This is a genomic window from Saccharicrinis sp. GN24d3, from assembly GCF_052400645.1.
GTDB lineage: Bacteria > Bacteroidota > Bacteroidia > Bacteroidales > Marinilabiliaceae > Saccharicrinis.
Genome location: NZ_JBQTGI010000005.1, coordinates 19,465 through 40,357, shown reverse-complemented (window position 1 = coordinate 40,357; position 20,893 = coordinate 19,465). Strand labels below are relative to the sequence as shown.

The 20,893-nt window shown below is 37.9% G+C and carries 18 protein-coding genes; 8 read left to right on the top strand and 10 right to left on the bottom strand.

What is annotated here, in order from left to right; all coding sequences use genetic code 11:
• Window positions 1-9 precede the first annotated feature (9 nt).
• Complete coding sequence (locus ACT29I_RS07540) at window positions 10-2,715, bottom strand: DUF5686 family protein (protein ID WP_444793110.1); 2,706 nt, start codon at window positions 2,713-2,715, stop codon at window positions 10-12.
• Between the two features lie 276 nt (window positions 2,716-2,991).
• Between ACT29I_RS07540 and ACT29I_RS07535 the strand changes: the two genes are divergently transcribed.
• The 3 genes from ACT29I_RS07535 (at window position 2,992) to ACT29I_RS07525 (ending at window position 6,796) form a co-directional block, all read left to right on the top strand.
• Window positions 2,992-4,224: a pyridoxal phosphate-dependent aminotransferase gene (locus tag ACT29I_RS07535; protein WP_430936362.1), complete on the top strand. Its 1,233-nt coding sequence runs from the start codon at window positions 2,992-2,994 to the stop codon at window positions 4,222-4,224.
• A gap of 83 nt (window positions 4,225-4,307) precedes the next feature.
• On the top strand, window positions 4,308-5,552 hold the full coding sequence (locus ACT29I_RS07530; RefSeq protein ID WP_430936360.1) for an ABC transporter permease: 1,245 nt from the start codon (window positions 4,308-4,310) through the stop codon (window positions 5,550-5,552).
• Window positions 5,553-6,121: 569 nt separating this feature from the next.
• On the top strand, window positions 6,122-6,796 hold the full coding sequence (locus ACT29I_RS07525; protein ID WP_444793109.1) for an NUDIX hydrolase: 675 nt from the start codon (window positions 6,122-6,124) through the stop codon (window positions 6,794-6,796).
• Here the strand turns inward: ACT29I_RS07525 and ACT29I_RS07520 are convergent.
• Both ACT29I_RS07520 and ACT29I_RS07515 read right to left on the bottom strand, forming a co-directional pair.
• Window positions 6,747-8,171 (bottom strand): transporter substrate-binding domain-containing protein, encoded by a 1,425-nt coding sequence (locus tag ACT29I_RS07520; protein WP_430936356.1) that lies wholly within the window; start codon window positions 8,169-8,171, stop codon window positions 6,747-6,749. The two genes, ACT29I_RS07525 and ACT29I_RS07520, sit on opposite strands and share 50 nt — an antisense overlap.
• A gap of 91 nt (window positions 8,172-8,262) precedes the next feature.
• Window positions 8,263-10,281 (bottom strand): putative porin, encoded by a 2,019-nt coding sequence (locus ACT29I_RS07515; RefSeq protein WP_430936354.1) that lies wholly within the window; start codon window positions 10,279-10,281, stop codon window positions 8,263-8,265.
• 430 nt (window positions 10,282-10,711) lie between these two features.
• Between ACT29I_RS07515 and ACT29I_RS07510 the strand changes: the two genes are divergently transcribed.
• The 4 genes from ACT29I_RS07510 (at window position 10,712) to ACT29I_RS07495 (ending at window position 14,749) form a co-directional block, all read left to right on the top strand.
• Complete coding sequence (locus ACT29I_RS07510) at window positions 10,712-11,377, top strand: DUF5020 family protein (RefSeq protein ID WP_430936352.1); 666 nt, start codon at window positions 10,712-10,714, stop codon at window positions 11,375-11,377.
• 10 nt (window positions 11,378-11,387) lie between these two features.
• On the top strand, window positions 11,388-12,692 hold the full coding sequence (locus ACT29I_RS07505) for an NCS2 family permease (protein ID WP_444793108.1): 1,305 nt from the start codon (window positions 11,388-11,390) through the stop codon (window positions 12,690-12,692).
• 119 nt (window positions 12,693-12,811) lie between these two features.
• Complete coding sequence (locus tag ACT29I_RS07500; protein ID WP_430936348.1) at window positions 12,812-13,150, top strand: GtrA family protein; 339 nt, start codon at window positions 12,812-12,814, stop codon at window positions 13,148-13,150.
• 237 nt (window positions 13,151-13,387) lie between these two features.
• On the top strand, window positions 13,388-14,749 hold the full coding sequence (locus ACT29I_RS07495) for an MATE family efflux transporter (RefSeq protein WP_430936346.1): 1,362 nt from the start codon (window positions 13,388-13,390) through the stop codon (window positions 14,747-14,749).
• A gap of 635 nt (window positions 14,750-15,384) precedes the next feature.
• On the opposite strand, the gene ACT29I_RS07490 is transcribed toward ACT29I_RS07495, so the two are convergent.
• From ACT29I_RS07490 to nusB, 7 genes are all read right to left on the bottom strand, one after another.
• Window positions 15,385-15,837, bottom strand: a complete 453-nt coding sequence (locus ACT29I_RS07490) for a DUF5606 family protein (protein ID WP_430934467.1) — start codon at window positions 15,835-15,837, stop codon at window positions 15,385-15,387.
• A 99-nt stretch (window positions 15,838-15,936) separates the two neighbouring features.
• A complete protein-coding gene (locus ACT29I_RS07485; protein WP_430934468.1) occupies window positions 15,937-16,674 on the bottom strand; it encodes a TerB family tellurite resistance protein in 738 nt (245 codons plus the stop codon).
• 100 nt (window positions 16,675-16,774) lie between these two features.
• Window positions 16,775-17,359, bottom strand: coding sequence for a dephospho-CoA kinase (coaE, locus tag ACT29I_RS07480; RefSeq protein WP_444793107.1), 585 nt, complete (start codon window positions 17,357-17,359; stop codon window positions 16,775-16,777).
• Entirely contained in the window at window positions 17,352-18,410 is a 1,059-nt protein-coding gene (locus tag ACT29I_RS07475) for a CdaR family protein (RefSeq protein ID WP_430934470.1), read from the bottom strand. Before ACT29I_RS07475 ends, coaE begins: the two co-directional genes overlap by 8 nt.
• A gap of 25 nt (window positions 18,411-18,435) precedes the next feature.
• Entirely contained in the window at window positions 18,436-18,756 is a 321-nt protein-coding gene (gene yajC, locus ACT29I_RS07470; protein ID WP_430934471.1) for a preprotein translocase subunit YajC, read from the bottom strand.
• Window positions 18,757-18,771: 15 nt separating this feature from the next.
• Window positions 18,772-19,188 carry a DUF1573 domain-containing protein gene (locus ACT29I_RS07465; protein ID WP_430934472.1) on the bottom strand — a complete coding sequence of 139 codons (417 nt, stop codon included), beginning with the start codon at window positions 19,186-19,188 and terminating at the stop codon, window positions 18,772-18,774.
• Window positions 19,175-20,122 carry a transcription antitermination factor NusB gene (nusB, locus tag ACT29I_RS07460; RefSeq protein ID WP_430934473.1) on the bottom strand — a complete coding sequence of 316 codons (948 nt, stop codon included), beginning with the start codon at window positions 20,120-20,122 and terminating at the stop codon, window positions 19,175-19,177. The genes ACT29I_RS07465 and nusB overlap by 14 nt, the downstream gene beginning before the upstream one ends.
• Before the next feature lie 380 nt (window positions 20,123-20,502).
• Here nusB and ACT29I_RS07455 point away from each other — a divergent pair, with 380 nt between their 5' ends.
• Entirely contained in the window at window positions 20,503-20,865 is a 363-nt protein-coding gene (locus tag ACT29I_RS07455; RefSeq protein WP_430934474.1) for a DUF3276 family protein, read from the top strand.
• The last annotated feature ends 28 nt before the right edge of the window (window positions 20,866-20,893 follow it).

Sequence of the window (20,893 nt, the reverse complement as noted above, 5' to 3'; positions counted from 1 at the left end):
TAAAACGAACTACTGACCGAGATTAATGCTAAGCCTCACCCCCCATCTTTCAAATTCCATTTCATTGAAGCCTGCGAATACGCCAACGTTGGCTACCAAATAAATCTGGCTGATTCCATAGCCTACTTCATTGTAGTTTTTAAAGCCTGACTGCGTCAGATGGCTGAAATAAATATTCTCGTTCCAGAGTTTATCCTGCAAGAAAGGAATATTTTTTATGAGCAGGTAAGGCGTGGAATAACTTAAGTGCGCCTCAACATACCACTTGTTGGTGCTATATTCGTAATCGTTGAGCAAATTAAAATTTCTTTTCCAGTCTTTAAAAGAAATTGGCACCTCACTGGTATTAAAATGTTTGAAGTGCGAGAAATGCATTGCCGAATTGTTCAAGAAATATCCTGCACTTATATCATAGTTCAAATGGTACATTAAACTCCATTGCAACTCCTGATCAACGCTCAACTCCAGCAAATCATATCGAGCCGTAGCGTTCAGCACACCAGACAACCCCGAACGATACAACAAATTAAAAGTAGGATAATCTGAATGCAACATTGTTTTTTTACCGCCTTCTATTTTATAGAAATATTTTGGAGTATAGGTCAACTTACCTTCCACAAAAAAACTTTTCCTTCCCATAAAAACATTTACATCTTCATGGTTAAGTACCCTATTGTTTTCCCGGTAATCCTTGTTGTTATATGCAAAAGAATAATCCGTGTTATTTTCGAGTCTGTCAATATTCTGATATTTGACTTTCACGCTTAAATCAAGTCCATTAAAAAGCACCGTCCTGCTTCGTACATAAATATAATTGTCTTGATAAAGTTTCATATAATTATCTTTCAACAGCAAGGAAGAAGCCATATTAACAAAAGGAGCGATACCCGTTTCTTCGTTAAAATCTTTACTTATTTGACCGGCATTAAGCGTAAACATAATACGTTTAATATGATCATAATGCAGTTTGGTCTCCAAATTCCACATCAATTTTTGACGACCAAAGGCATACTTTAGCGTTGGAATTATATCTATGCGACGCCTATCATCCGCAAACTTTCTCCGGAAATCAAATTGTTGGGCATAGGAAACTCCATCTACACTGTTAAATCCAAAAGATCCAAGACCTATAAGACCATTATACCCGAATTCAACCGTAGAATCGCAAATCATGGAATTCATCCCATACAAAATGTTACCTAATGTTTTGGCCAGTTTTGATCGCTTTTTCTTTTCTTGTAGAGTAGTGTCCACCTCTAGGCCTGCCAGCGCCAATGTCAAGGAATCCTTGATACCAAAGCTCTCTATTTCTTTCTTGCTCAAAGGGATGGGTCTGATTTTATTCCAATCGATAGAATCAACACTTACCGTATCCTTTACAATTCGATACAAGCTATCCCTGGATTCAAGCCTTAACCCCTTTCCAACTTGCTCCATGCCTCTATTCTCTTTCTCCATCAAACGAGAGAGTTTCATCATCTCGCGGTTACTTAAATCATCCTTTTTAAGCAAAGCTTCTACTTTTTCCTGATTTTTGGTTAAAGGAGGTATTGTTTGTTCCTTTTCCTTCAAAAATTCCTGCTCCGCTTCCACTTCGGCATATGCTTTTTTAAGCGATGAAGGCACTGGTAAATCAGTGTTCAGTTCCACTTTTTCATATTTAACGGATCCGCCATAATTGGCCACCACTTTAAATCCCATCATATTTAAATCCACATCGAAATGATGACTTACAGGCAACCAGGCCTTACCCTTTACTTGCTCCTGAACCTGTTTTATACGAACCTTACCAAAGAATTGCTCATTGACAAGATCCACAGAATGAAGGTTCCAAAGTTTGTCGACCACATAAATATAACCTTCAAAAAGTTTCTGGTTTTTACGTTTGGGTGTTACCTTAATCTTATTTACATAATGCTCACCCTGCTGGAAGAATCCCTCATACCTATATTTATAAAAGGATAATGCTTTTCGTGATATTGGCGAAATAGCCAATTCGCTTTCTGAATCGTAAAAACTATAGTTCAAAAAACCCAACACTTCATCATCGCCATCGTTGGGTATGGTTGAACGTTTGGAAATCTGTTTATGGATATAACGATTGGGCGAGTTAAACGTAATCTCATTCACTGACTCGGCCACATAACTATTTCCCTCTTCTATACCCTCTTCTTTCAATTGCTTGCGGAAGAGTCGGGGAACTTTGTTCATATCAAAGCCTCCCTTTAAATACACATTGGCTTTGTAATGTTTAATTTGCCGAAGGAAATAAGGTGCCAAACTAATTGAATTTCGAATAATCCCGTAGGCTGGATCTTCATCCCCCGAAAACACACGTACCTCCTTTATTTCGTAGTTTTGCGGCCTCAATTCTATATCCATTACCATATCTTCGCCTAGCATATTCACTTCCCGCTGAACCTTTGTAAAACTCAGTGCCTGAAACGACACATGCGATATTCCGGGAGCAAGTTCAATACTGTATTCTCCATCGAGATTAGAAGTGGTACCCGTTGTTAATTCTCGAATATAGATAGAAGCGAACGGAATAGGTTCCCCATTGGATGATCGTATCACACCCGACAAAACCTGGGAGTATGTGGTAGAATAAAAAATGCCCAATAACAATAGCATATACATTGATTTGGGCATCTTAATTTTATAGGTTCTTTTTAACAAGGCGATGGTATCTATGGTCGATTCCACAATTGACATTTGAATTAAATTTAGTTCTAGGTTCAGTCAATATAACGATTAACTCCCCGAATAGTTACAGACATTTATTTCAAAGGATACCGTATCTAAGCACATCGATTAAAACAATGCCTTATTTATAACTTAATCCCAATGTTCTGTTTTTTGGCATAAAATTGGGACTAAGGTACAAACACTAAACAAAACTTTTTTTGAAAAAGTTTTGTGAAAAAGATGATAAACGACAGGTTTTAGGTATTTTTGTCAATTCGCGAACAACCAAAAATAAATAATAATATGCCATCTATTTCAAAACGTGGGTATGATATGCCTGCTTCCCCGATAAGAAAACTAGTTCCCTTTGCTAATGCCGCCATTGAAAGGGGCATAAAAATATATCACCTGAACATTGGACAGCCAGATATCCACACCCCCAAAATTGCCATAGATGCCATTAAAAATATTGATAGGACAGTGTTAGAATATAGCGACTCGGCAGGTATTCCTGAGTTTCGCGAAAAACTGACTCAATACTATCGCCATCACAACATTAATGTAACCAAAGAGGAAGTTATGGTTACTACAGGGGGATCCGAAGCATTTATCTTTGCTTTTTTCTGTTGTTTTAATCCTGGCGACGAAATCATTATTCCTGAACCTTTTTACGCCAACTATAGTAGTTTTGCCAATGCGATGGGCATTAACATTAAACCTATTACTTCCACATTTGAAAAAGAATTCGCCCTACCACCGATAGAAAAATTTGAAAAATTAATTACCCCCCAAACCAAAGGTATTTTCATCTGTAATCCTAATAATCCAACTGGTTATTTGTATTCCGAAGAGGAACTGAACCAACTTAAGGACATTGTGTTGCAAAACAATCTGTTTTTATTGTCAGATGAAGTTTACCGCGAGTTTTGTTATGACGAGGGAGGTCATTTCTCAGCTTTAAACCTAAAAGGCCTTGAGGAAAACGTGGTACTTATAGACTCCGTCAGCAAGCGTTATAGTGAATGTGGGATTCGGATAGGGACTTTGGTAAGCAGAAATAAAGAGGTAATGGAATCGGCCTTGAAATTTGCCCAGGCACGATTAAGCCCTCCTTTATTGGGCCAGATTGCGGCTTGCGCCTCATTGGATGTCGCACCCGAATACACAGAAAACGTGTATAAAGAATACCTCCACCGAAGAAACGTTTTGGTAGAAGGCCTTAATCGTATACCTGGTGTTAAATCCGCGGTTCCTAAAGGTGCCTTTTACACCATGGCTAAATTGCCCGTAAAGGATTCTGAACATTTTTGCCAATGGATATTAAGTGATTTTGAATATGAAGGTCAAACTGTCATGATGGCCCCCGGCTCGGGTTTTTACAGCAGTCGCTACCTGGGAAATGACGAGGTTAGGATCGCTTACGTTTTAAATGTAGAAGATCTAAAAAATGCGCTTGTGGTGATTGAAAAGGCTTTGGAAGTATACCCCGGCAGAACAGTCAGCAGTCAATCGTCAGCAATTGGCAATAAGCAATAAACCGATTACCGGATATGTTTGTTCTTAACGTGTAATCATTATCTTTGAGGCGTTTTAGTATACACTTATAGTGCCCTGTTGCTTTGAACCTCAATTTATACATAGCCCATAAAATTAGAAAAGGGGAAATTACCGGAAAAAAATTATCCGGCCCCATTATTACCGTCGCTACCATTGGTATCGTTTTGGGCATAACGGTAATGATTCTTTCTATGTCCATAGGCTCGGGCTTTAAGAGAGAGATTAGAAATAAAATAATAGGTTTTGGTGCACACGTACAAGTAGTTAACTACGATTATAACTCCTCCTACGAAACCAAACCCATCGAACGGGACTCCACGTTTGTCAATCAGGTTTTAGCTATTCCAGGCGTTAAAAAGGTGCAAGAGTTCGCCACCAAACCAGGATTGTTAAAAACAAAAGAAAATATTCAGGGTGTTATTATTAAAGGTATCGGAAAGGATTTTGACTGGGAATATTTTAACCAAATAATAATTGAAGGAGAAAAACCGGATGTTACACAAGAAAAAACATCCAACGATATCATTATGTCCCGAACGCTGGCGCGTCTCTTAAAATTAAAAGTTGGCGACAAAGTACCCACGTATTTTTTTCAGGACAGGATTAGGCCCCGTAATTTCCGCATTTCTGCCATTTACGATTCCAGCCTGCCGGAGTTTGACAAAGTATTTCTGTTTGTGGATATCCGCCACATCATAAAGTTGAACAAATGGGAGGATAACCAAGTTACCGGTTACGAGATAACGTTAGACGAATTTGAGGATATTCCGGAACTCTCATTCCGGATAGATCTACTGGCGGCTTCCAAAATTTCTCCGGATGGCGGGTTATTACGTACAACCACCATAATTCAGCAACAACCTCAAATTTTTGGTTGGCTTAATTTGTTAGATACCAATGTAGCTATCATTCTGATATTAATAGTCTTGGTAGCCGGATTCAATATGATTTCCGGTTTATTAATTATTATTTTGGAGCGCACCGCCATGATCGGGATACTAAAAGCCTTAGGTAAGCAAAATCACAATATCCGTAAGGTCTTTATTTATCTGGCCACTTTTATCATTACAAAAGGTGTACTCATCGGAAATATCGTTGGTATCACAATTTGTCTGGTGCAGAAATATTTTGGAATTATCTCACTGGATCCCGAAAATTATTATTTAGATACGGTTCCAATTCACCTGAATTTATGGCACCTCCTTTATCTTAATATCGGAACTATTGTTGTTTCATACCTTATGATGATAGCGCCCTCGTACCTGGCAACCAAAATTACGCCAGTGGAAGCGATACGCTTTGATTAACCAATCCAAAACCGCATATTTATACAATTGTACCTCTTCGTACACCTTGTGAACGGTAACGGACAATTATCGAACTTTTTAAATAAGTGCTAAAAATCGCGCCTCTCAAACCACCTATACACTACACCCTGATTACCATCTCCTTAAACGCAAACTTAAATCTTTTTTCGAACACTTACGATATATGGCATGGTTTTTAATATACAATTAAGTGTATTTATACAAAAGGTTTAAATTAAAGACAAGACAATGAGAAAAAATGCTGGAAACGTCCGGCATTTTTTTTAACGTAAAGCCCACCCATACTTTTCACTTTCTATTTACCAGAACACCAACAATCCCATCGCATTAGTATTAAAGTTACATTCTTTTAAACGGCTTATAAAATATCAACAGAACTTAAGCTATGACAATATTTAATGTCTTGCCAAAAGACAAAATATCTAAAATTATTTGGCACTAATCTAAAAGCAAAATTTGGTATAAATTTGGTACAAATCCGCTGACACCTGTATCATATTATTGTTTAATTTAGTATATTAAATGCACGAATAAGATTTATACTAAATATGCCAGACAACTTCATCCATAAATTAACAGAAAGATTAAAAGAGGACTTACCAGGAGCATGTGCACAAAACAAAATGTCGCCCAGTGTTCGATTTACAGGTAAGGTTATACCCAACACCAATAAAACCAGGGAAAGCAGTGTTTTAATATTGTTTTATTTAAAGGATAATACGTTATATATACCATTTATTCAGCGATCAAGGTATGATGGTCCGCACAGCGGTCAGATAAGTTTGCCTGGCGGCAAATTTGAACCACAAGACAAAAATTTACTGGAGACCGCATTGCGTGAAACGTGGGAAGAGATTGGAGTACGACCAGATAAAATGCAAATATTGGGGAACTTAACTTCTACATATATACCAAACAGCAATTACAATGTAACACCATACATCGCCTATTTGCCCGAAGAGCCTAATTTTATACTTGATTCATTTGAAGTGGCCAACATTATAGAAGCTGAGGTAGCGCAATTGATTGCGCCGGAAACCATTGATTTATTCGTTAAAAAAGTAAATGGCGTACAAGTTGAAGCACCTTTTTTCAACATCAACAATCATCAAATATGGGGAGCTACAGCTATGATAATTAGTGAATTAAAAGAACTTATCACTACAATAGACACTATTCCATCAAATTCTTGTAATGCTCATAACGGTCAAGAATCTCGGTAACATACAAATAAGGTTCTTCGCCTCTACAGTAACCGAACTGAACCACCGGATCGTTGAAATAGACAGGCTTAGATTTATTCAGCAGGTAAAAGTCCACATTATCCTCCCAAACCTTTGGGTTTTTTCCGTTCTTTTCAGCCAACCTCATGGCATCCAGCACGTGGCCCAACCCCACATTGTACGAGGCCAAGATAAACTTTAACCGCTCTTTCGGATCGTCAATTCGCAACGACAACCTGGAATCCAACCATTTTAAGAACTGTATCCCCCCGCGAATATTTTCCTGTGGGGAGGTAATATTGCTTACCCCAAATCGTTTGGCGGTTTCGGGCATTAGCTGCATCAATCCCTGAGCGCCTGCCCAACTTTTAATCTCGGGCGAGAACCTTGATTCTTGATATATTAAGGCTGCTATTAACCGCCAATCCCAATCAATAGTCGCACTTTCTTTTTTAATTATATCATCAAATTTTGATACCAAGCCACCTTTAATGGAATTATAACCTGAATCGACAATATGTGTTGACCTTCTGTTTTCGAAATACTTTTTGTAGATTAGCCGGTACTTCGTGGTTTTGCGGAATCTCACCAACCAGTTATTAATGACATGAAGCAAATCGGGCGAACTTTTTCGAACCCCCCAGGCCATTTTTTGTGGGAAACTAATGGCTGTTTCCACGTCAATATTCTTGTAATAGTTCAGGTTTACCTTAGCCAGGTTCTCATCACAAATGGTATAAGAGATTTCCCCTTCGGCCACCAGTCCTATTAACTGTTCCGCTTCATAGTCCGGAATCTCCACAATATTGATACTATCCCCAATTTCATCGGACAAATGGCGTAATCGCGTCACATAAGACGAACCTTTTTGAACATAAATAGTTTTACCAGCCAAATCCAATTGATTTCGAATCAATTCATTAAACCTGCTCTTCCGTTGAACACTATTTGTTTTTTCGTGCTTGCGCTGCACTAACACCTGGCGAGAATAGGTATGCGGCTCGGTAAATTGAATCACCTTACTTCTTTCGCGGGTTACCGTAAGGTTTTGAGCAATTAAATCAATTTTACCCGACTTAAGATGACCTATATTGTCATGTACATCGTTACTTACTTTAACTTCCAGCTTAATGCCCAAATTGTTGCAAAACTCTTCGAGCAACTCAAGCTGGTAGCCCATAGGTTTACCCTTGTAAATAAAATAATTGGTGGAGTTGTAATCGGTAGCAACTTTGAGTTTGCCCCGTTCTTGTATACCTTCCAAATCAAATTCAACTTCCCTTTCAACCTCAACCTGCTTTGTTTTCTTTGTTTCAGTAGTACAAGCTGCCACAATAAACAGAAACAGGATCCCCGTCTTTACAATTTGTCTCATACACAATTGTTTAATTTCCAGGGAACAAATATAATTGAAAAAACACTTTTTTCAAACTACAATTAACCAACAAAAATAACGGATAAAAAACTTAATCATAAAAATTCCATGAGATACCCCATTTAAATCGAATTGGCGTATACGGATAACCAACGGTTAAAAAATAATTCCTGTCCAGTAAGCTTTGATTAAAATGATCAAATTTTAAGAATATGCGGGCTCTCTTCAACTGCAAGTTCATAAACGCATCCATAAACGGGTAGTTACCAATCTTCATTTTATCTTGTAAATAAAATTGTCCCGTGGCTGGCATATAAGACGGGGTATAATACTCGGTATGATACTTTACATCCAAACCTATCTGTACATTTAAAACCCGTTTAGCCAGATAAAAATTAAAGTAATTAGAGGATAGGCCTGCAAAATCCGGTAATGGATATAAATCTTTATGCGAAGTGTACTGATAAGCCAGTTTATTGTCGCTGTGAAGCGCTCCAAACTTAAAGTTCTTATACAAAGAAACTTGAAATGCATTAATTAGCTGGGTGGACTGATCGGGCACTGCCTCATAATTCCAATATATATAATCGGTCAGGGATTTCGATTCAAATGCTAATTTCAAATCACGGGTTGGAATGTTTAAGCCAAATTCCAAATTTATTGTTTTCTCTTGCTTAAAATTATTGTTCCAACTAAAGTGATTGGAATAATAGTTTTCTAAAAGAAATTCAGGCTGTCTTAAATCGACCTTACCCCTGGCATAAAAACCGGCAGTATCATTAAAAACCTGATACAACGTATTTATGTTTCCTTCTAATTGAATATCGCCCGCCTTATACCCCTGCACATAAACCTTACCTCCAACGTTCCACCAAAAATTCCGGCCAATATTCTTAAATACCTGTCCCCCCAAGTGCGTACTAACCAAAGTTTTATTTTTATAATGGTATATAGCGGTAGCAAGCGCTGTATTTATGGTTGGCTCAGTCTGATATTTATAGTTTTTTATTTCGTTGGTCACATAGGCTCTCACCCCAAACTTAAGCAGGGAGTTTGCTTCCTCGTTGAACTTAATTTGGAAGGTATTTTTAAAATTCGTGTACCTTGTGGTATCACCCGTTGTTTCCGGATAATCGTAATTTGCGTTATAAATAGGTATGGAATCACCAGAATCAATGTACGATGACAAATCGTCAATTTTAAACGCCCTTTTATAACTTTTCAAATGCATGGTATGATAAACCGTACTCACCGGTAATTGCTCCTCTTCCTCGTATTCCTCCTCATATTCCACACCAGGCCTTTCCGGCAATGAATCCTTTTGAACAACATTCCGTTTGTTTATCTTAATCTTACCGATGCCCAAAGATTGTGTAACGAAAAACTGATAATTCTCAACCGTGTTAGTCTGATCGGTATATTTAACAGGAATATTTTCTGCCTGATCGTATCCGTATATATCAGGATTCAAAATCACATCATGGTCATCGGCTTCCAATCCTCCATTTTCGTAATGTTCCGCTTTGTTGTAGGCCAACACGCCGTGTATGGAATACTTGTTGCTCTTATAACTCATAAAGAAATTAAAATTGCGATTATCGGTTTGCTGGGAGCTGTATGAACCCACGGAAGAAATCAGGTGGTAATGAAAACCCAAATTCCATTTTTTATTGATATTCTGTGTAAAAAAGGCAGACACATTTTCCTCCGAACGCCTTTTAGGCCCTGCATATATGTAGGTTAGATTAGTGTATGGCACCTTACTGTTGTAATACTTTATGTCTTCTGGTTGCACAAAATATTCTTGCAAGGAATTTAGAAAAATAAACTCGTTGTAATCCTTTTTAAACGACAATAAATTTGAAGTATAAGCACCTCCTAAATTACCCAAATGAATATTGGAAAAGCTATTTTTATAGATAGGGTCGTATTGCTGTACCCCTGTGGTTGCCGTATCGATGGCAAGCGAATCCACCAGCGTAAAATCATCTAACAGTCTCCATGACCTTAACCTGTCCTCCGGGGCCACTTGCGGGGCTTTACTTTCTTCTTCATGTCCTTGACCTTCCTGTCGCTGGCCTTCAGGCCTTCGCCCCCCCTGCCCTAACATTTTGACTGATAAGACCAATAGAAAAACTAAATATATCCACTTTTTACTCATTGTGCGCAAAGATAGAAAAAATTGTTTCGAGCCGACAACTGGCTCATTCGTATTTGACTGGCGTTAGTGAACAAATTTTAAACCAAACGGAATAAATAATCCAAATTAATTCTACATAAAGCATACGCCTTATTTTCCGACTCTTTATCTAATTGAATATTCAACGATTACGTTTTACAAACATTAAAAACAACAAATAACCACGTTGTGTTAATTAAGTAATTTATTGCATATTTTTTTGAAGGTGTGGATTTTAAATTATTTTTGCGCCATTAAAACTCAATTTATTACACACTTCTGCATAAAACTAACGATATGGTCTATTTCCCTTAATGCACCATTACACTTGTTTTAATGTAGCTACGAAAAACTGTTAAAAATGAAAAAACTTTTAATTGTTGCCATGGTATTGGCTTTTGCAAGTACCATAAAAGCTCAGAATGTTCAATTGCACTACGATTTTGGAGAAGAACGTCAATTATTTACAACTACGGTAGAAATGTTTAAACCGGACAAATACGGTAGCACTTTCTTTTTTATTGATCTTGACTATGGCACTGATAAAAGAGGCGTAGACAATGGTGTTTCTTTAGCCTATTGGGAAATTGCAAGAAGCTTCAAATGGAATGAGAGCCAAAAATTCGAACCCAGAGTAGAATTTAACAGTGGTACATCCACCCTATTCCAAATCGAAAACGCCTATTTAGTTGGTGGTCAGTACACCTGGAACAACGCCGACTTCTCTAAGGTATTCACCTTACAAGCCAATTACAAATACATACAGGACAAAGAAGATGCGGCCTTTCAAATTACTGGTGTTTGGGGATTACATTTCTTTAACAGAAAATTATCTTTTACAGGGTTTGCTGATTTCTGGAAAGAAGAAATGTATTGGGGTACAGATTACAGGTTCTTAGCTGAGCCACAACTATGGTGGAATACTTGCGAAAAATTCTCTTTGGGTACCGAAATTGAACTAAGCAACAACTTTGCCGATGAAAAATTTGTAGTTAATCCTACATTAGCTGTTAAATGGACTTTCTAATTACTGAGCTATGCTAGAAAAATATTTCCAATTAAAAAAAAATAAAACAAACGTACGAACTGAGGTAATTGCCGGTATTACTACGTTTATGACCATGGCCTATATTTTGGCTGTAAACCCCGATATCCTTTCTGCCACTGGAATGGATAAGGGTGCTATTTTTACAGCTACAGCTATTTCTGCTGCATTCGGTACGCTGGTCATGGCGCTTTGGGCCAAGTTGCCATTTGCGCTGGCTCCCGGAATGGGACTAAATGCTTTCTTTGCTTTTGGCGTATGTCTGGGCATGGGAATGTCGTGGCAGTTTGCATTAACCGCAGTTTTTCTGGAAGGCCTCTTGTTTATTTTAATGACCGTGTTTAATATACGGGAGGTCATTATCAATGCTATTCCAAAGAGTATAAAAAATGCTATTTCAGTGGGCATTGGCTTGTTCATTGCCTTTATCGGCATGAAGAACTCAGGTATCATTATTGCTCATGACGCAACATTTGTCCATCTCGGAGATATGAAATCGGCCGGTGTATTGTTGGCATTATCAGGAATTGCAATAACAGGAGCTCTTTTAGCCTTAAAGGTCAAAGGTGCATTACTGATCGGTATGGTTGTCACTACCCTAATAGGTATTCCGGTTGGTGTTACTCAGTTACCTCATTTTGATTTCTCGGTACCTTCGGTTTCTTCTATTGCCTGGAAGTTTGACTGGAGCTGGGTCAAAACAGGGGAAGGTATTTTCACCATGATAACAGTATTGTTTACGTTTTTATTTGTTGACATGTTTGATACGGTAGGTACTTTGATTGGGGTTTCAACCAAAGCTGACATGCTAACAGAGGATGGACGTATCCCTAACGTAAAAAAAGCGCTTATGGCTGACTCATTGGGAACAACCATTGGAGCCGTCCTAGGTACTTCTACTGTTACTACTTACGTAGAGTCGGCAGCCGGGGTCGCTGAAGGAGGGCGAACAGGACTTACCGCATTAACAACTGCGGTTTTATTTATTTTTGCCTTGTTCTTATCACCATTGTTTTTAATGATTCCGGCAGCAGCAACTGCTCCGGCACTAGTGTTGGTAGGTGTAATGATGATGACTCCCATTCAGAACCTTACGTTTGACGATTACACGGAATCGATACCCGCATTTTTTGCGCTTATTATGATGCCCTTAACGTTCTCGATTGCAGAAGGGATAGTGTTTGGTATGCTTTCGTATGTAATCCTTAAACTTTTTACAGGTAGATATAAGGAAATATCAATTATCACATATATTCTGGCGATTTTATTTGTTCTGAAATTTGTGTTTATGGGCTAAATGGCATCCATTATATAAAAACGCTTCGGCAACTTGCTGAAGCGTTTTTTTGTTTATATTATCCTGCGTTTTCTAAGTAGTATATGCCCATGTTATTACAGCTCATAAAATTTATACTGGTGGGTTTCTCTGGCCTATTGGTCGATTTTGGATTGACCTTTTTCATAAAAGAGAAATTAAAAGTCCACCGTTACATCGCTAACTCGGTTGGTTTTATTGCTGCTGCAAGTTCAAACTACTATTTAAACCGATGGTATACCTTTCAGAGCAAAAACGAAGAAATATTAACTGAATACAGCAGTTTTTTTATTATTTCACTCATAGGTCTTGCCATCAACAATCTAATCCTATCATTATTAGAGAAGAAGATGAATTTTTATGCGGCTAAGATTGGGGCAATAGTTTTAACTACTTGTTGGAATTTTTTGGCCAATTACTACATCACGTTTCAGCCATAAACAACATCATTTAACCTTTGGCATGCCTCCATGTATTGATAAATCCCAATTAAATGTGTTGCTTTGTGCCTTGCCTTCAAAAATTCTCATTAACAAGGTAAACAGCAGATATTCAAAATATCTAACTTTTTTCCTAACTAATATTTTAGTGATTTAGGCAAATTTTTAGGGTGAACTTTTAAAGGACATATTGCTTTTGTTTTAGTTGCCTTATCATCCATAATAGCGAAATACTGAATGAAAGACCTAACAGTAGGAAACGAAGCAAAACTGATTTTTAATTTTGCTTTACCCATGGTACTCGGAAACTTGTTTCAACAGCTTTACAGCGTGGTTGACCGTATTATCGTGGGGCGTTTTATCGATGACACTGCATTAGCTGCTGTAGGAGCTTCATTTCCTATTTTTTATACACTGATTTCATTTATGATTGGGATAGGGAGTGGTGCTACTATAGTAATTTCACAATACTTTGGAGCGAAAGAAACCGAGAAAGTAAAACGCGCTATTACTACCATTTTTACTTTTCTGTTTTTTGCCAGCCTTGTCATCATGTTTATCGGCATTTATTTTAGTAGGGAGATATTTGTTCTTCTCCATGTTGGTGAAGAGGTGCTTCCTCTTTCCGTGGAGTATTTCACGGTGTATATGACCGGTATGATTGCCTTCTTTGGTTTTAATGGAACTTCATCTATATTGCGAGGCTTGGGCGATTCTAAGACGCCATTACGGTTCTTAATTTTTGCAACCGTTTTAAATATCATTCTCGACGTATTATTTGTAGTTGTGTTTAATTGGGGTATTAAAGCTGTTGCCGCAGCAACGGTTATTTCGCAATTTGCTGCGTTTGCCAGGGCTGTCATGTACCTCGAGAAAAAACAGCACATTATTTCATTTAGGCTCAAACAATGGGTGTTTGACTGGGCACTTTTTAAGCAGAGCTTGCAGATTGGTTTGCCTACCGGATTTCAACAAACTTTTGTTGCCTTAGGAATGATGGCACTTATCCGTATCGTAAACAACTTTGACTCATCCGTTTTGGCCGCCTATACGGCTGCTGGGCAAATTGATGCTCTGGCTGCACTTCCGGCATTAAATCTCGCCTCGGCCCTATCGGCCTTTGTGGGGCAAAACCTAGGTGCCAATAAAATAGACCGCATCAAAAAAGGTTTAAGGGCCACCCTGATAATGGCCTGGAGCATTAGCTTTGTGGTAATGGTTATCGCCTATTTTTTCAGCGAACATTTAATGACCCTTTTCTCAGCCAGTGAAGATGTTATTGGCCACGGTTCAAGCTATCTTGTAATCGTCAGTTCCTTTTATCTTATTTTCTCAACTATGTTTGTGCTACACGGGGTGTTACGAGGCGCAGGTGCAACTTTAATTCCCATGTTTATCACATTGATGTCGCTCTGGGTTATCCGAATTCCTCTAGCCGTTATATTTTCTGATCATTTTGGGGTAAATGGAATCTGGTGGGCCATTCCGGCTGGCTGGACGGCAGGTATGCTTGGCTCACTGATTTATTATCTAAGTGGTAAGTGGAAGGGAAAAGGAGTGGTTAAGCAGTCAACAGTGAGTAATAGTGTGCCAAAGTGACCTCACAGCACCTATTGTTAAAATTGGCGGGAAGGCAATCCAGAAATTACTCCATCTGTTATACGGCACTATTTTCGAAGCTCCTCAACAAACATTAGGCCGCATAATTCATCTATTTTCAAGGATTTGAATGTTCTTGCGGGTTAATGCGTAGGCTGCCATGCACCTACTCCGAAGCTACGAGCGCAAGTGCGAGGCTTCCCACAGGCGATACCCGGATTAGAGCGTCTTCCCATATGAATTTGAAGCCACCCGTCCCGAGCCCGATCCACGAAACCCAAATTTGGGTTATTAAAATTGGTTGTGACTTTTCATCGCTGCCCCAAGCAGCATTTATCCTGCAATATGCACTAGAAATTCTATTATGCATTGAAATTACTTTAAAACAAGACACTTCGTTGCATCACTTCAACTCACCAGAACGATGCTCCCGAAAGTAATCGGGACAAGTGATGCCTCGTTTCAGTAATGCCTTGTTTTATTGTACTTGCCATGATCATGACGAACCTCCAATACATAATCAGGGTTATTTGTGAACAATCAGGATTAGACAGTTTCTTCTTAAATAATAAAGGGTAAAACCTGTCGATTTTACCCTTTATTATTTATTGATGTTCCGCTAAAACAAATTTATCTTAAGCTTCTGCTTCTTTTGTTTCTTCGTTGGATGACTCTTTCTCTTCAGCCTCCACATCTTCACCAAACTTAAAAAAATCCTTATCTACCAACAGGTTGTACCACATGATAACTTTTTTGATGTCTGAAACATATACCCTGTCCCTATCGTAATCTGGTAAAACCGTGGCAAAATAGCTTTTCAGTTCCTTAGCCGACGCCTTATGGCTAATTGACTGTCCCCCATCTTCTTTCTCGAAAATACGCTTAAAAACATCGACCAATTTCACATCTGCTTCCTCGGTAAAAATGGAAATATCCTCCAACGCACTAATCCTGGAAGTTGCATAAGCCGGCATTCTTTTCCCGTCAATCAACGATTCAACAATAATGCTGTTTTTGGCTTGCGAAATCATTTTAAACAATCCACTTTGTCCTGATACAGCCAATATCCCCTTTAACATTTCACTCATTACAATTTTTTTTTCGATTAAATTCCCTGTTGCACTATTGGGCTTAAAAATTCAGTGCAAAAATAACAGAATAGGATTAACTACAAATTATTTAACATTCTAATTGAAACCTCTTTGCTTCTTGATAGCCTCAAAAGCTTCGTTAACTTTCTGAAACTTCTCTTTAGCAGAAGCTTGAAACTCGTCACCCAGATGGGCCACTTTGTCCGGATGAAATTTTACAGCCATTTTTCTATAAGCTTTTTTAATTTCATCATTGCTGGCGGAAGATTCCACCTCCAATATTTTATATGCCGATTCCGTATTTTTGACATACATGTTCATTACCGATTCAAAATCGCGGACCGAAACACCCAGACCGGAGGCGATTTGCCGAATTACATTTTGCTCACTTGGAGGTATTTCCTTATCGGCATTGGCTACTCCAAACAACATATGCACAAGCTGTACCCTGGAGCTATAATCCACGTGCATACTTATTTGCCTGCAGACCTCGGCCAGCGGAATATCACGCTCCAAGATATCCCTCAGCATCAATAGCGCTTCTGCTGCCTTTTGCTCGTCAAACGCCTGACGGAGGTAGGTTTTTACAAAATCCAATTCAGATTTAACTACTCTCCCATCCGCTTTCATCACCGCCGCCATTAAAACCAACAGCGAAGCTACAAACCCATCCCTGGCGCTTCCCTCGGTTCTGGCACCTGGCTCCAACTCTTTAGACATCCCTTCGGCAAAAGAAGCCAGCACAAAACCCAGAATGGCTCCAACGGGTCCTGCAATCCACCAGCCCAATCCTGCACCCAGCAATGAAGAACCGGATATTTTAAATATGTTCATATTTATATTTTTTTATATAAGATCTTTAACACGGATCTTTAAATTTCGCAAACCAGTTATTCACCCTATCATTTTTCATGCCATAGGACCAAAGCTGACATTATTGCCTCAAGAGCGATTTATGAATTTCCAGTACCTGTGGAATCACTAATTCCTTGTCGTTACAGCGAATAACATAATCAGACCAACTAACCTTTTCTTTCTCCGACATTTGATTATTCATTCTTCCTATCACTTCTTTTTCGGTAAAATTGTCACGTCTCATTACCCTCCGTACCCTAATGTCTCTGGGAGCAGTAACCATGATCACCTTATCCACATGCTTGTTTGCTCCGCTTTCGAATAATATGGCTGCTTCCTTTAAAATATAAGGATGATGTTGGTTATGTGCCAACCAATCCTTAAAATGCCGGGCTACAACAGGGTGAACAATATTATTTAAGCCTGTTAAAAGTTCCTTGTTGGCAAATACCAAGGAACCTACTTTTTTACGATCTAATTGACCATTGACATATATATCCGCACCGAACAACGCTTTTACCCCTGCTATAATATCCGGGTGCGAATCGGTCAGATATCGAGCTTCCTGGTCGGCACTATACACAGGCACATTAAGGGTTTTAAAAATGTTGCACACGGTGGTCTTACCGCTACCTATGCCGCCTGTTACGCCTACTTTAATCATCTGATTTTGCCTTTTCAAACAAACATTCCACAAATAAAGGTGAGTATGTAACATTTTTGATACCCTCGGGTTGATCCAATAGTTTCACCTTTAACCTATCCGGCAATCGGGTTGATGTATTTTGCTTAAAATCAATAATCGCCGAAAAATCCTGTGCTTTAATGTCATTAAAGCGACTGGCCGCAACCATAAAAGATAAGTTGATATCCCCAGGAAAACTTCTCAGCGTTAAACTATCCGGAATATTAAGTTGATCAACCGGAATTCTAAGGTTTTTTTGCGTGAAGGCTTCTACCGGAATATTGACGACCACCCGGTTTGGTCTTACCTCAATATTGTTTAATTGTTCCAGTGCCACATTACGTACCAAAGAATCTTTCAGCCCTTCATAACTCTTAGATTCCGTTTTAATAAAATCAACTGAATCCACAAGCGAAGCCGGCCCCGCAACCTCTACACTATCAGGTATTACAGTTATTCTTCCTGATTGGTAAAACTGTTGCTCAAAGCTTAGTTTCGAATCAAATACAACAGCTACCTTTTTGCTTTCTTTTTTCTCAAAAAACACGTATAGGGTATCCGGGTAAATCTCAATCAGCTCTACTCCATTTGACAATTTATTGGAAATATCATTCAACATTTCCCGTGTAGGTATGTAAGCCCCGTATTTGCTCCCGCTTCTAATCCTTCGGAACGATGAAACATTAAGCGGTTCCGGATCAAGAATTTTACCAATATGATAGGGTAGAATACCGTAACCTAAAGACTTAATTTTTAACTGCAGTTTATTTTGCGGTTTACCCAGAAGAATAAAATCTTTAGGGAAATCCTCATATTTTACAGGGTACGAAATGGTAGTTGTATATTCCTTACGTAAAGCATTTAAAAACCACAAACCAGTGGACAATATTAGAAATAGAAGGAAGGCCAACAAATCGCGATTTTGCCTTAGAGACTTAACCGAACTCTTGGTTTTATCTTTCCACTCTTCGATATTAATTTTCAAATGTTTCATCATAAAAAAAAGGCCAATAACCACAAATGTAGTCATTGGCCTCATATAAAAAAATTATCTTTTATCGTTTTGTTTGTGCATCTGACATATCCATGATGATAGCAGACTTATCAATTTTAATGACAACCCCGCTAGCTATTTCTACAACAACGTACGTCTCTTTAATTTCGACTACTTTACCATAGATTCCACCAGTGGTAATTACCTTATCTCCTTTTTTAAGTTCTTCGCGGTATTTTTTTAATTCTTTTTGACGCTTCATTTGTGGGCGGATCATAAAGAAATAAAAAACCACAATAATTAAAATAAATGGTAAGATAGATGTTAACATATTTTGCCCTCCGGAAGGAGCAGCTTGTAAAAAAATACTTTGTAAATTCATTTTAACCTAATTTATCTAATTTATAACATTGGCCGAAATAACCAATTCTTTCATTTTATTTTCAATATTGGCATGCACCTGTATCACTTTATATTGTTGCCCGGAAAAACCGCTTGAATTAAATCTCACTTCAATCTCGCCATTTTTTCCTGGCAACACAGGTTCCTTGGTGTATTTTACTGTTGTACACCCGCAACCTGGCTTTACCCGCTGAATTACCAAAGGAAACTCTCCTGTATTAGTGAAATTAAAATAGCACCCTACTGTTTCCCCTCCGACTACTTTCCCGAAAACATGATTCATTTTCTCAAAAGTAATTTGGGTATGATGATTAACAAGCTCTTGATTTTGTTTTGAACCGCCGGTAGCGCAACCGACAAGCAAACAGCCTATAAATACTAATATAATATAAACCCTTTTATTTTGCACCATCAACCAAGCCTCTACCCACTTTTTTAATTTTTTTGGCTTCTGTTAATTCCACGATAGCCTTATCTAAAATTCCGTTGATAAACACCCCACTTTTGTCGGTTGAATAATGTTTAGCGATTTCAATATACTCATTCATTGATACTTTTACAGGAATATTAGGAAATTCTACCAACTCAGCCAAGGCAATTTGCATTAATATAATATCCATAAAAGCTACACGTTCCACATCCCAGTTTTTGGAGTGCTTTTTAATTAAGTCGAGGTAATCTTGATGATTAACCACTGCTTTTCGGAACAATCTTTTCACAAAATCCTCATCATCCTCGTCCTTAAACTGACCCATTAGTTTTACAGGAACCTCATCTTCCATGCTCTTTACGGTTTTAACAACCATACTTAAAACAAACTCCACTTCATCGTTCCAATAAATGCTTTGTTCCTCAAACGTTGCATAAATAGGTTCAAAATAGGCAATTACTTTCTCCAGTAACTTGACAATAAACTTTTTATCTACCTCAAACGAATTCTCAGGGTTTTCCAAATAATCTTTGTATTGCTGTGATTTGATTACTTCAGCATACAAACTTTTAATCACCTCCTTGTAGTTTGCCCAATTGTTACCCTTTTGATCCATGTATTTACTAACCTGTTCACTTTCTGCAAATTTAGAAAGTACTTTATTGGTTACAAATCTTGTATTGGGGTTAAGTTCCTCGGCAGAAGCCATTTTTTTGTTTTTCCCAAACTCAATACGACCAATCGCATAATCCCTAACTTCTAACATTAAAAGAATATATAAATAATATAGATCAAGAGATTTGGAAATACTGTGAAATAATTCTTTCTCAGAATTTTGGATGGTGGTTTCGTTATGTTGGTAGTGCGCGTACAAAACTTGCATCACTTTCACCCTTAGTAGTCTTCTATTTAACATTCCTCAAAGAACTTTTAATAATTGATTATGCCGCAAAAATAGGTCTTTTTTCATATCATACCACAAAAATATTAACTTTTAAAGCATAAAAAATGTATACTTTGCCCGACTTTCCGATCGAATTGGTGAAACAATCAACTCTGATGTACTATAATGATCTTATCGATAAATATACAAACGCGGAACTTCTTCTATTTAGTAATTGAATACCTCATTGTTGAATACAATTTATCGCAAAAAAGGACAAAATTATTACCAATTATTATTGATTATAGTAAATTTTGCATACAAAGGTTAGATTAATTAAAAAATAATTCCCATTTTTGGATGGCAAACAACAAACCAGTGTAATATAATTCAAAACAACTAATTGATTGACGATGGAAGGATATGAGAAAAAAGAAGGTTTTGAAAAGAACGATAGAGAAGAAATCTTTTCAAAAGCGGTAAGAGCGGGAAAAAGAACCTACTTTTTTGATGTTAAGGCTACTCGGAAAAACGATTATTACCTAACGATTACAGAAAGTAAAAAAAAGTTTGAGCAGGATGGGAGATTTCACTTTGAGAAACACAAGGTATTTCTTTACAAAGAAGATTTCGAAAAATTCGCTGATGGACTGCAAGAAGCTGTCGAATTCATTAAGCAAAACCAAACACCTATAGAAGAACCAGTTGAGCAACTAGTTGATGCAGTGCAAAATAACGAATACACAAACGTAGAATTTGAAGACTTATCTGAATAATTCTTCTATTATAAAGATTTAAAGCTGC

What these genes read in the sequence shown, in the direction of transcription:
- ACT29I_RS07505 (WP_444793108.1), top strand. Translation starts at nt 11,388, where the DNA reads ATGCTAGAAAAATATTTCCAATTAAAAAAAAATAAAACAAACGTACGA.
- nusB (WP_430934473.1), bottom strand. Translation starts at nt 20,122, where the DNA reads ATGTTAAATAGAAGACTACTAAGGGTGAAAGTGATGCAAGTTTTGTAC.
- ACT29I_RS07520 (WP_430936356.1), bottom strand. Translation starts at nt 8,171, where the DNA reads ATGAGACAAATTGTAAAGACGGGGATCCTGTTTCTGTTTATTGTGGCA.
- coaE (WP_444793107.1), bottom strand. Translation starts at nt 17,359, where the DNA reads ATGATTAAAGTAGGCGTAACAGGCGGCATAGGTAGCGGTAAGACCACC.
- yajC (WP_430934471.1), bottom strand. Translation starts at nt 18,756, where the DNA reads ATGAATTTACAAAGTATTTTTTTACAAGCTGCTCCTTCCGGAGGGCAA.
- ACT29I_RS07535 (WP_430936362.1), top strand. Translation starts at nt 2,992, where the DNA reads ATGCCATCTATTTCAAAACGTGGGTATGATATGCCTGCTTCCCCGATA.
- ACT29I_RS07525 (WP_444793109.1), top strand. Translation starts at nt 6,122, where the DNA reads ATGCCAGACAACTTCATCCATAAATTAACAGAAAGATTAAAAGAGGAC.
- ACT29I_RS07510 (WP_430936352.1), top strand. Translation starts at nt 10,712, where the DNA reads ATGAAAAAACTTTTAATTGTTGCCATGGTATTGGCTTTTGCAAGTACC.
- ACT29I_RS07490 (WP_430934467.1), bottom strand. Translation starts at nt 15,837, where the DNA reads ATGAGTGAAATGTTAAAGGGGATATTGGCTGTATCAGGACAAAGTGGA.
- ACT29I_RS07495 (WP_430936346.1), top strand. Translation starts at nt 13,388, where the DNA reads ATGAAAGACCTAACAGTAGGAAACGAAGCAAAACTGATTTTTAATTTT.
- ACT29I_RS07465 (WP_430934472.1), bottom strand. Translation starts at nt 19,188, where the DNA reads ATGGTGCAAAATAAAAGGGTTTATATTATATTAGTATTTATAGGCTGT.
- ACT29I_RS07475 (WP_430934470.1), bottom strand. Translation starts at nt 18,410, where the DNA reads ATGACTACATTTGTGGTTATTGGCCTTTTTTTTATGATGAAACATTTG.
- ACT29I_RS07515 (WP_430936354.1), bottom strand. Translation starts at nt 10,281, where the DNA reads ATGTTAGGGCAGGGGGGGCGAAGGCCTGAAGGCCAGCGACAGGAAGGT.
- ACT29I_RS07485 (WP_430934468.1), bottom strand. Translation starts at nt 16,674, where the DNA reads ATGAACATATTTAAAATATCCGGTTCTTCATTGCTGGGTGCAGGATTG.
- ACT29I_RS07540 (WP_444793110.1), bottom strand. Translation starts at nt 2,715, where the DNA reads ATGTCAATTGTGGAATCGACCATAGATACCATCGCCTTGTTAAAAAGA.
- ACT29I_RS07455 (WP_430934474.1), top strand. Translation starts at nt 20,503, where the DNA reads ATGGAAGGATATGAGAAAAAAGAAGGTTTTGAAAAGAACGATAGAGAA.